Source organism: Mycobacterium sp. (genome assembly GCF_049683935.1).
Taxonomy (GTDB): Bacteria; Actinomycetota; Actinomycetes; order Mycobacteriales; family Mycobacteriaceae; genus Mycobacterium.
In genome coordinates this window covers 1-10717 of the sequence record NZ_JBAUJR010000527.1, presented here as the reverse complement: position 1 = coordinate 10717, position 10717 = coordinate 1, and the positions used below count along the sequence as shown (strand labels likewise).

The window sequence follows — 10717 nt, the reverse complement described above, 5'->3', positions numbered from 1 at the left end:
CTATGAGGCGAAGGCCTACGGGGTGCGCACCGCGATGGGCGGGCGCCAGGCCCGGGCGCTGTGCCCCCACGCCGTGGTGGTCCCACCGCGGATGGCGGCGTACTCGCAGGCCAGCACTGCGGTGTTCGAGGTGTTCCACGACACCACGCCGGTCGTCGAACCGCTGTCGGTCGACGAGGCGTTCCTCGATGTCTCCGGGTTACGCCGGGTGGCGGGCACCCCGGTCCAGATCGGCGCCCGGCTTCGCGAACAGGTCCGCGACCGGGTCGGGTTGCCGATCACCGTCGGCATCGCCCGCACCAAGTTCCTCGCCAAAGTCGCGAGCCAGGAAGGCAAACCCGACGGGCTTCTGCTGGTGCCGCCGGACCGCGAGTTGGCCTTTCTGCACCCGTTACCGGTGCGCCGGCTGTGGGGGGTCGGGGCGAAGACCGCCGACAAACTTCACGCGCACGGCATCCAGACCGTCGCCGACGTGGCAGAGCTCAGCGAACCGATGCTGAATTCCATGGTCGGCGGGGCGATGGGAAGGCAGCTTTTTGCGTTGTCCCGCAACATCGATCACCGCCGGGTCGTGACGGGTCATCGCCGCCGGTCGGTGGGTGCGCAGCGGGCGCTCGGACGGGCGGGAAATACCATGTCACCGGCCGACGTCGACGCCGTCGTCGTCAACCTGATCGACCGGATCACCCGACGGATGCGCAAGGCCGGTCGATCCGGTCGCACCGTGGTGCTGCGGTTGCGCTTCGACGACTTCGGCAGGGTGACGCGCTCACACACGATGCCGCGCGCGACGGCCTCGACCGATGCGATCCTGTGCGCGGCGCGGGCTCTGGTCGCGGCCGCGGCGCCCCTGATCGCCGAGCGCGGGCTGACGTTGGTCGGCTTCGCCGTGTGCAACATCGACCGCGACGGCGCCCAACAACTGGAGCTGCCATTCGTTAAAGCAGTCGACACAGTGACCATCGACGCCGCGATCGACCGGGTGCGGGGCCGCTACGGCAACGGGGCACTGACCCGCGGGGTGCTCGTGGGTCGCGATCCCGGTCTGGAGATGCCGATGCTGCCCGACTGACTCAGGCGTCGGTCCAATCGAGGAGCTTGCCGGCAGGCCAGGTGTTGACGATCCGGTCGGCGGCCAACCCGGCATCCAGCGCGCGTTGCGCACCGTAGCCGAGAAACTCCAACTGACCGGGCGCGTGCGAATCGGTGTCGATGGAGAACACACAGCCGATGTCGATCGCGAGGTCGAGCAGGCGCGTCGGCGGATCGCGGCGTTCTGGACGGGAGTTGATCTCGACGGCGGTGTTGCTGTCCCGGCAGGCGGTGAAGACCTTCTCGGCGTCGAACTTCGATTCGGGACGCTGGCCGCGGCCGCCGGTGACGAGCCTGCCGGTGCAGTGGCCGAGCACATCGGTGTGGGGATTGGTCACGGCCTTGAGCATCCGTCGGGTCATTGCGGGCGCCTCCATCGCGAGTTTGGAGTGCACGCTGGCGACGACGACGTCGAGGCGGTCGAGCAGTTCGGGCTCCTGATCCAGTGAACCGTCCTCGAGGATGTCGACCTCGATCCCGGTGAGAATCCGCATCGGAGCGACTTTTTCGCGTATTTCGTCGATGACGTCGAGTTGCTGGCGCAGTCGCTCCGGTGACAAGCCGTTGGCGATTCTGAGTCGTGGCGAGTGGTCGGTGAGCGCGCAGTACTCATGGCCGAGATCGCGTGCCGCCATCATCATCTCTTCGATCGGCGCCGAGCCATCCGACCAGTTCGAGTGGACGTGCAGATCGCCGCGCAGTGCGGCGCGGATCTCGCCGCCGCCGAGATCTTCGGCGGCTTCGCGCAGTTCTGTGAGCGCGTCGGGTTCACGACCGTCCCACGCCTGCGCGATCACTTTTGCGGTCTTCGGTCCGATCTTCGGTAGCGATTGCCAACTGTTGGCGGCCCCGTGCTTCTCCCGCTGCTGGTCGGTGAGCGCTTCGACGACGTCGGCGGCGTTGCGGTAGGCCATCACCCGGCGGGAGTCTTCGCGCGCGCGGTCCTTGTAGTAGGCGATCTGGCGCAGCGCGGTCACCGGGTCCATGGCTCCAGTGTGCCCACAAGGTCGGCCTCGCCACACTCCCACCGAACGAAGGCATCAGCGGATACAGTGGATTGAGTAATCATTCAATCCATCAATCCGAGAGGCCGTCCATGCCGGACCGAGTCCCCGACGCCCCGGACAGACCGCTGTACGAGATCAAGGCCAACCTCTTCAAGGCGCTGGCCCATCCCGCCCGGATCCGCGTCCTGGAGATCCTGTCCGCCAGTGGACGGCCGACGCCGGTCAGCGAGATCCTGGCCCAGACCGACATCGAACCCACCCTGCTCTCCCAGCACCTTGCAGTGCTCAAGCGCCACCACGTCGTCACCAGCGACCGAGTGGGCAACGCGGTCTTCTACCGGTTGGCACATCCCAAGATCTCCGAGTTGCTCGTCATCGCACGCGTTTTCCTCGCCGATACCCTCGGCGCACAACGTGATCAGCTCAAGGCACTCAGATCGCTACCCCCAGTGCAACCTCGATGAGCAACGTCGCCCGCCTGCTGCCCAGCCGCCTCGACTACTCGCACCTCTCCCGGTCGTGGCGACGCGACGTCCTGGCCGGGGTCACCGTCGGCGTCGTCGCACTCCCCCTCGCCCTCGCCTTCGGCATCAGTTCGGGGGTCGGCGCCGCCGCCGGCCTCATCACCGCGGTGGTCGCCGGCCTCGTCGCCGCGGTGTTCGGCGGCTCGCATGTCCAGGTGTCGGGCCCGACCGGGGCAATGGCCGTGGTGCTGGCACCGATCGTCCTGCTGCACGGCGTCGGAAGCATCGCCGTGGTCACCGTGCTGGCCGGACTGATCGTGCTGGCCGCCGGTGTCACCGGACTCGGCCGGGCGGTGACGTTCATCCCCTGGCCGGTGATCGAGGGATTCACGCTTGGCATCGCGGCCATCATCTTCCTGCAGCAGGTTCCCGCGGCGTTCGCCACCACGAGCCCACCTGGCGAGCGGACGCTGGCAGCGGCGTGGCGGATCCTCACCAGCGCCGACTGGGCCCAGGCGGCAATCACTCTCGGCGCAGTCGCGTTGGTCGCACTGCTGATGATCCTGCTGCCACATCTGCACCGGTCCATCCCGGAATCACTGGCGGCGGTCGTCGCGGTCACCGTGCTGGTCGTCGGGCTGGACATACCGATCGCCACCATCGGCCAACTGCCGTCGCATCTGCCCGCCCCGGTGCTCCCGCACGCCGACCTCGGCGCGCTGCGCGACGTCGTCGGTGCGGCACTGGCCATCGCCGCGTTGGCGGCAATCGAATCCCTGCTCTCGGCGCGGGTGGCCGCGACGATGGCGCCGACCGGACCCTACGACCCCGACCGGGAACTGGTGGGGCAGGGGCTCGCCTCTGTCGCATCCGGGGTGTTCGGCGGGATGCCCGCGACCGGTGCGATCGCCCGCACGGCTGTCAACGTCAGATCCGGTGCCCGCACCCGGCTTTCGGCGATCACACACTCGGCGGTTCTGCTCGGTGTGGTCTACCTGGCTACCGGACCGGTATCGGCGATCCCGCTCGCCGCGCTGGCTGGGGTACTGATGGTGACGTCGTTCCGGATGATCTCTGGATCAACCATTCGAAAGATCCTGCGTTCCACCCGCTCTGACGCCGTGTTGTTCATCCTGACGGCTTTCGTCACGGTGTGGTTCGACCTGATCGAGGCCGTCGAGATCGGTGTCCTCGTCGCTGCGTTCTTCGCACTGCGCAGTGTGGCCCGAAGAAGCAGCGTCGTCCGAGAGGTGCTGCCCGGCCCCCGCCGTCCCGGCGACGACGAGATCATGCTGCTGCGCCTCGACGGCGCCATGTTCTTCGGGGTGGCCGAACGCATCTCGACCGCCATCGCGGACGCCGAACACCAGCGGACGTCGGTGGTCATCATCCGGATGTCACAGCTGGGCATGCTCGACGCCACCGGAGCGAACACCCTGGCCCAGATCTGCACCGAACTCGAAGGCCGCGGCATCACGGTCATCATCAAAGGTGTCCGCCCCGAACACACGGCGCTGTTGACGAATGTCGGTGTCTTCGACTCGTTGCGTCACCAGCACCACCTCGTGGACACCCTCGACGAAGCGATCGAACACGCCCGCACGCACGTGAGCTCGCCGGCCCGCTGAGCTCAGCCGCCGACGATGGCCCTCAGCGCCACATAGAACACCGACGGTCCCAGCAGGCAGCCGATCCCGGTGTAGAAGGTGGCGGTCATGGCTCCGTAGGGCACCAGACGTTTGTCGGTGGCCGCGAGGCCGCCTGCCACGCCGGAGGTGGTGCCCATCAAGCCGCCGTAGGCCATCGCCGATTTCGGGTTGTTCAGACCGATCAGGCGGGCGATCATCGGTGTCCCCACCATCACGACCACGGACTTCACCAGACCGGCCGCCACGGACAGGGCGATCACCTCGGAGGACGCCCCCACTGCGGTTCCGGTCACCGGCCCCACGATGTAGGTGGCAGCGCCGGCACCGATGGTCGCCAGCGATTCCGCATCCCGGTAGCCGAAGGCAGCCGCGACGGACGCCCCGACGATGAACGACACCACCACGCCCAACAGGATCGACAGCGCACCGGCCAGGCCCGAGCGCCTGATCTCCTGCAGATCAACACCGTAGGCGGTCGACACGATCGCGAGATCGCGCAGCATCGCCCCGCCCATCAACGCCAGTCCGGAGAACATGGCGACATCGGCCAGCCCATCTTCGCCGCCGGTGACCACACCGCCCCAATAGGCCAGTGCCAGACCGAGAATGATCGCGATCGCCGAGCCGTGCAGCCTGCCGCGGGTCAAGGTCTTTGACAGCCAGCCCGAGAGCAGCACCAAAGCGCCGACCACGACGAAGGCCACCAGGAGATTGTTCTTGTCGAAAACGGAGTTGAGCAGATCCATCTCAGGCCTCCTGCATTTCTTCTTCGGTCATCGGCGGCAGCGGTTCGGCAGGTTCTCCGATCCGTGACAGCACCGGAACCAGCGCGGCTCCCGCGGTCAGGGCTCCGAGGCCCGCCAGGAGCGCCATCGGACCGCCGGTGATCGCCTTCGCCACGTTCTGGATGGAGGCCATCGCGATCACGATCGGGATGTACATCGCACTCCAGAAGAGCACGCCCTGTTCACTTGCTTTGGGAAATTTGCCTTTTCGGCGCAACCAGTCGGTGGCGACGATCAGCATGATCATCGCGAAACCTACGCCGCCGACGTTGGCGTCCACACCCAGCGCGACGCCGAGAAGTTCGCCGATCAGCGTGCCGACGAGCATGCAGAGCGCCAGCGCCGCCACTCCGTAGAGAACCATCATTTGCTCCTGAGTTGAGTAGGGATTCAGGCGTCCACGCCGTCGAACAGATCGGCGTAGCGCTTGCGGAGTTCAGCCTTCTGCACCTTGCCCATGACATTGCGGGGCAGTGCGTCCACCACACGAACCGCGCGTGGCTGTTTGAACCGCGCGAGATCGCCGGCCAGATAGTCCAGCAACTCGCGGTCCCGGGGCTGCTCGCCCGATCTGGGCACGACAACCGCCACCACGGTTTCGCCGAACTCCGGGTGGGGCACGCCGATCACGGCGGACTCCAACACCTTGGGGTGGCTGTCGAGCAACTCCTCGATCTCTTTGGGGTAGATGTTGTATCCCCCGGAGATCACCAGGTCTTTGTCTCGACCGACGATGCACAGATAGCTGTCCTCGTCGATACGGCCCAGGTCGCCGGTGATGAAGAAGCCGTCCGACCGGAACTCCGAGGCGGTCTTCTCCGGCATCTGCCAGTAGCCGGTGAACACGTTGGTTCCGCGAACCTCGACGATGCCGACCTCGCCGTCCGGCAGAGAGTGTCCGGTCTCGCGGTCGACCACTCGAATCTCCGTGCCGGACAGTGGCTTTCCAACAGTTCCGGGCTTGCGCCGTCCGTCTTTGTACGGGTTGCTGGTGTTCATTCCGGTCTCGGTCATGCCGTACCGCTCCAAGATCGCGTGGCCGGTGCGGTCCGCGAACGCCTCGTGGTCGCTGGCCAGTAGCGGCGCCGACCCCGAGACGAAAAGCCTCATCGCCGAGCAGAGTTCCGGTGTGAGCCGGTCACTCTTCAACAGCCGGGTGTAGAACGTGGGCACGCCCATCAACACCGTGGACTGCGGCAGCAGGTCGATGATCGCCTCGGCGTCGAACTTGGACAGGTAGTACATGGATGCACCGGCCACCAGCGTCATGTTCACTGCGACGAAGAGTCCGTGAATGTGGAATATCGGCAAGGCGTGGATCAATCGGTCGTCTGCCGTGTACTGCCACGCCTCCAGCAGCGCTTCACAATTGGCGGCGAGATTGCCGTGGGTGAGCACCGCCCCCTTGGAGCGCCCGGTGGTGCCCGAGGTATAGAGAATGGCCGCCGGATCGGCGGAGTCGGCGTCGTAGATCCCGTCATGGCGGTCCTCACCGCGCAGCAGCGTGCCGTCCCCGGACTCGCCGAGGGTCTCGACGACGAGTCCATCCTGATATCCGGCATAGTCACCTTGCCGATCGGGTGCGCACACGAGCACCCGGGGCTGCGCGTCGCCGAGGAAATACCGCATCTCCGTGTCGGTGTAGGCGGTGTTGAGCGGCAGGAAGACTCCACCGATCTGCAGTGTCGCCAGGTAGAGCGCGATGGCTTCGGGCGATTTTGGCACCTGCATGGCGACTCGGTCCCCCGGCACCACGCCATCGGCAACCAGCCTGGCAGCGATCCGGCGCGCGGTGTCCGCGGTCTCGGCGTAGCTCACGGTGCGACCGCCGGGCAGGTCGAAGAGCGACTTGTCGGGCTGCCGCTGCGTCTGCTCGGTGAAGGACCTGTGGATTGTCCTGAAGGGTGCCATCGCCGGCGTTCCTTTCGTTTTACCTGTTCGGTGGATGCGTTCGAATGGGCCGCTGACAGCCACCCGGCGCCGGCGCACGAAGTCCTCGTGGCGACGCTCGAGCTGCTCGGGTTCGTAGCGGTAGTTGATCATCGACCCGTAGGACTGCCGCCAGGCTTCCGGCGAGGTGTTCGCCGGCCAGTTGAGTCGCCAGGCGGTGGCGCCGTTACCGAGGTGAAAACGGGCGACCGGATCCACGGGGCGGTCGTCGTCGCCTCGCTCGTCTGCGATGTATCGGGCCAGCAGGGCAAGCAGCCCGGATCGGATCTGATCGGCAACCGCCGCCTCGAGGTCTGCCGGATCAACAACAGCCTCAAGTGTTTTCACGATCAAACGAGCTTCGGCGTCGCGCTCCGCCAGCCGCGCGAGCCAGCGCCGGAACTCGGGGATCGGCGAGAGTGTGACGAAAGTCCGCAGGTGCGGTAGCTGGTGGCTCACCTGCTCGATGACCTGCTTGATGAGCAAGCTGCCGAACGAGACGCCGGCCAATCCGTCGAGGGCGTTGTTGATCGAGTAGAGCACCGCCGTGTCCGATCGCGACTTGTCGAGTACCGGACCCGGGTCGAGCAGCGGAGCGATGCGTTCCGGTATCCCGCGCGTCAGGGCGACCTCGACGAAGATCAGCGGTACGTCGCCGGTGGCGGGGTGAAAAAAGGCGTAGACACGGCGATCCGCGGGCACCAGGCGTCGCCGCAGTTCGGCTTCGCTCGCCATCGGATGCACCGTCTCGTAGCGCAGCAGATGCCGTAGAAGCTCATGCGGCGAGTCCCAGGTGACCTCCGCCATCCGGAGAAAGCCACGGTTGAACCAGGACGTGAGCAGGTGGTGGAAGTCGTGGTCGATCGGCCGCAGCTCAGGATGACACCGCATCAGTCGACGCAGGTCGGCGCGCATCCCGACCAGCGTGAGCGTGCCGCCGGGGGCGTGATTGAGGCGGCGGAGCAGTTGCTGGCGGGCCGGTTCGACGACCGCGAACAGCCGGTTCAGTTCCTCGCCACCCCGCGACCCGGCGTTCCGGACGTCCTCCCACCGATGGAAGGCGGTTCGAACCTGTTCGGCGTCAACGTCGTAGGCGGCGTCGAGGTGGGTGAAGAAGCGCAGCTTGCCGCTGTCGTCAAGCTGGGAGTAGGAGTCCAGGGCCCCGGCCGCGACCGCACGCATCGAGGCCTCGCCGATATCGCTCATCAGGATTCTGCAGCCGGCGATCAGATGCTCCAGCGGCGTTGCGTCGACCGACGTATCGGTCGGCGCGGAACCGTGATCGTGTCGCATGAGGGTGGTCCTTTCCAGCAGCTCCCGCTCGGACAGGGCTCGAACGTGGCCTGCTTCATATACATCCACCTCAGTGATATATATAACAGCGACCGTATCGGATAGATGTGAGCTGCGCTACCCCCGGGATCAGATAATCTGCGCGGAGGAGGTGTGACAATGGCCCGAGTGCCGGAATCTCAGCGGATCCGCGACGCGCTGGAGAACGCGGTCATCAATGGCGACTACCGGCCCGGCGAACGCCTGGACCCCTCCCTGCTGGAGAAGGAGTTCGGGTGCTCCCGCACCCCGATCCGCGAAGCCCTACAGGCGCTGGAACGGTCCGGATTGGTTCAGATACGGCCCAAACAGGGCACCTACGTCACCGAGTTGAGCATCTCGGAGGTCGCGGAACGCTTCGAAGTCATGGCAGAACTGGAGGGCATGGCTGCGCGGCTGTCTGCCAGCCGCATCGACGGCGAGCCACTCGCCGAACTCGAACGCGCCCTGGCGGATTGTGAGCGCCACGCGATCAGCGGTGACGCCGACCAGTACTACTACGCCAACGCGTGGTTTCACGGCATCGTCTACGACTCCTGCGGTAATGAATACCTGCGACAGCAGGCGCACGCACTCAAGCGGGTCCTGCAGCCGTATCGACGGCTGCAGCTGCGCGTGCCCGATCGCATGCGCCGGTCACTGGCCGAACATCGCGAGATCGCCGACGCCATCACCCGAGGCGACGCCGGGGCGGCCGAGAACGCTGCCCGCGACCACGTGCTGGTCCAGGTCAAGGAGTTCAGTCACCTGGTGCGCACATGGCGTCAACTGTCGGCCAGCTGACGGCGAAGATCCGGCCCGCTGAGCTCAGCCGGTCGCCCTCGGGTGCGCTGCGGCGATCTCGAGCAGCCTCAGGTAGCCGGATACCTGCCACGCGGCCCGACCGACGAACAGCCCGCCGACGTGGTCGATGCCCAGCAGTTCCTCGGCGTTGTCGAGATTGACCGAGCCGCCGTAGAGCAATCCCGTTATGCGGCCACCGTATTCGCGCCCCAGTTCGGCGAAGGGCTCCCGCAGCTCGTCAACTGTGGCAGGGCGGCCGCGCTCTCCGATCGCCCAGATGGGCTCATAGGCGATCAGGACCCGACCCAACTGCTCCGCCGTGAGACCCTCGAGCGCACCGGCCGCCTGCTCCAGGATGAACCGCGACGATTCGCCGGCGCGTTTGACCTCGGCACTCTCTCCGATGCACAGCAGTGGGACGAGCCCGTGGGCCAGAACGGCGGCGACTTTGAACCGGGTGGTTTCCACGGTTTCGCCGAAGTGCTCGCGACGCTCGGAATGGCCGATCTCGACGAGCTGGGCGCCGGCGTCCTTGACCTGGGCGACGGACACCTCACCGGTCCACGCTCCCGCGTCCTCCCAGTGCGCGTTCTGCGCACCGAGCAGAACCGGCGAGTCGGCCCCCAACTCGTCGCGCGCGGCGGCGAGCGCGGTGAACGACGGGATGACAAAAGGCTGGACACCTGGAAGGCCACTCCGGCCGACCCGATCGGACAGCGCCCGGACGTAGCTGCGGGACTCGGCGAGTCCCTTGTTCATCTTCCAGCTGGTGCCCACCCACAACGGGGTCGCACCGGTCGCCCCGTGGTCAGTCACTCTCGTAGGCGATGATGGCATCAACCTTGGCCGCAGAGGACGACTGCGGATCGAATTCCACCCTGAGCCATTCCTTGACCAGGACGCGTGCCAGCTCCAGCCCCACCACCCGCTCCCCCATGCACAGCACCTGCGCGTTGTTCGACAGCACCGAACGCTGCACCGAGTAGATGTCGTGCGCGGTCACGGCGCGGATCCCCTTGACCTTGTTCGCGGAGATCGCAACGCCCAGGCCGGTTCCGCAGATCAGCAGCGCACGGTCGGCGTCGCCGTTGGCGATCTTCTCGGCGGCAGCGACAGCCACGTTGGGGTAGGACGTGTCGTCCTGGGGGTCGCCGACACCGACGTCGGCCACCACCTCCACCCGGTCGTCGGCCTCGAGGTCTTTGCGCAGCGCCTCTTTGTAGGTGAATCCGGCGTTGTCGCCGCCGACCACGATCCTCAGTGCCATGGTTTGCTCCTTCCAGGGGTCCGGTTCAGCGGGTCAGGTGCTCGCCGAGGGCTGCCATCAGCAGCGAGAACGACAGAGCGCCAGGGTCCGGGGTGCCGACACTCTTGTCTCCGAGTACCCGCGCGCGGCCCAACCGCGCCGTGATGTCCGCTGTCTTGTCGGCCGCGTCGCGGGCCACGCCGGCGGCGGTGGTGATGGCCGGTCCGGCCTCGGTGCCGAAGGCGTCCGCCAGGGCGTCGCGGAACGGCACGGCGGCGTCGACCATGGTCTTGTCACCCGGCTTTGCGCCGCCCAGACGCATGATGGCGTCGATCCCCGCGGTGACCGCGTCGACGACGTTCTGGTCGTTGCCGTTCTCGGTGTCGGAGAAGACACCGCCGGCGCTGGTCAGCGCCGCCCCCCAGAGGGC

At 66.7% G+C, this 10717-nt stretch carries 11 protein-coding genes; 4 read left to right on the top strand and 7 right to left on the bottom strand.

The features are described from left to right. Positions 1-1072 (top strand): Y-family DNA polymerase (locus tag WA965_RS29860; RefSeq protein WP_526448319.1); only part of this gene is annotated, 1072 nt, incomplete at its 5' end. 1 nt (position 1073) lies between these two features. On the opposite strand, the gene WA965_RS29855 is transcribed toward WA965_RS29860, so the two are convergent. After that, on the bottom strand, positions 1074-2078 hold the full coding sequence (locus WA965_RS29855) for a PHP domain-containing protein (protein WP_526302829.1): 1005 nt from the start codon (positions 2076-2078) through the stop codon (positions 1074-1076). A 110-nt stretch (positions 2079-2188) separates the two neighbouring features. Between WA965_RS29855 and WA965_RS29850 the strand changes: the two genes are divergently transcribed. Together WA965_RS29850 and WA965_RS29845 are read left to right on the top strand one after the other, a co-directional pair. Beyond that, positions 2189-2563: an ArsR/SmtB family transcription factor gene (locus WA965_RS29850; protein ID WP_526302828.1), complete on the top strand. Its 375-nt coding sequence runs from the start codon at positions 2189-2191 to the stop codon at positions 2561-2563. Then, the gene (locus WA965_RS29845; protein ID WP_526302827.1) at positions 2560-4191 is read left to right on the top strand and encodes a SulP family inorganic anion transporter; all 1632 of its coding nucleotides are present in this window, start codon (positions 2560-2562) and stop codon (positions 4189-4191) included. The genes WA965_RS29850 and WA965_RS29845 overlap by 4 nt, the downstream gene beginning before the upstream one ends. A gap of 2 nt (positions 4192-4193) precedes the next feature. Here WA965_RS29845 and madM read toward each other — a convergent pair whose 3' ends face one another. Genes madM through WA965_RS29830 form a run of 3 tightly spaced genes read right to left on the bottom strand, consistent with a single transcriptional unit; the run spans position 4194 to position 8219 of the window. After that, positions 4194-4958 (bottom strand): malonate transporter subunit MadM, encoded by a 765-nt coding sequence (gene madM / locus WA965_RS29840; protein ID WP_526302826.1) that lies wholly within the window; start codon positions 4956-4958, stop codon positions 4194-4196. 1 nt (position 4959) lies between these two features. After that, the gene (madL, locus tag WA965_RS29835; protein ID WP_526302825.1) at positions 4960-5361 is read right to left on the bottom strand and encodes a malonate transporter subunit MadL; all 402 of its coding nucleotides are present in this window, start codon (positions 5359-5361) and stop codon (positions 4960-4962) included. A 26-nt stretch (positions 5362-5387) separates the two neighbouring features. Beyond that, positions 5388-8219, bottom strand: a complete 2832-nt coding sequence (locus tag WA965_RS29830; protein WP_526302824.1) for an acyl-CoA synthetase — start codon at positions 8217-8219, stop codon at positions 5388-5390. A 159-nt stretch (positions 8220-8378) separates the two neighbouring features. Here WA965_RS29830 and WA965_RS29825 point away from each other — a divergent pair, with 159 nt between their 5' ends. Then, entirely contained in the window at positions 8379-9041 is a 663-nt protein-coding gene (locus WA965_RS29825; RefSeq protein WP_526302823.1) for a GntR family transcriptional regulator, read from the top strand. Between the two features lie 24 nt (positions 9042-9065). On the opposite strand, the gene WA965_RS29820 is transcribed toward WA965_RS29825, so the two are convergent. The 3 genes from WA965_RS29820 to WA965_RS29810 form a co-directional block, all read right to left on the bottom strand. Beyond that, positions 9066-9857 (bottom strand): triose-phosphate isomerase, encoded by a 792-nt coding sequence (locus WA965_RS29820; protein WP_526302822.1) that lies wholly within the window; start codon positions 9855-9857, stop codon positions 9066-9068. Next, positions 9850-10308, bottom strand: a complete 459-nt coding sequence (locus WA965_RS29815) for a ribose-5-phosphate isomerase (RefSeq protein ID WP_526302821.1) — start codon at positions 10306-10308, stop codon at positions 9850-9852. The genes WA965_RS29820 and WA965_RS29815 overlap by 8 nt, the downstream gene beginning before the upstream one ends. A gap of 25 nt (positions 10309-10333) precedes the next feature. Then, positions 10334-10717, bottom strand: a 384-nt coding sequence (locus tag WA965_RS29810; RefSeq protein WP_526448318.1) for a dihydroxyacetone kinase family protein, incomplete at its 5' end; no start/stop codon positions are given.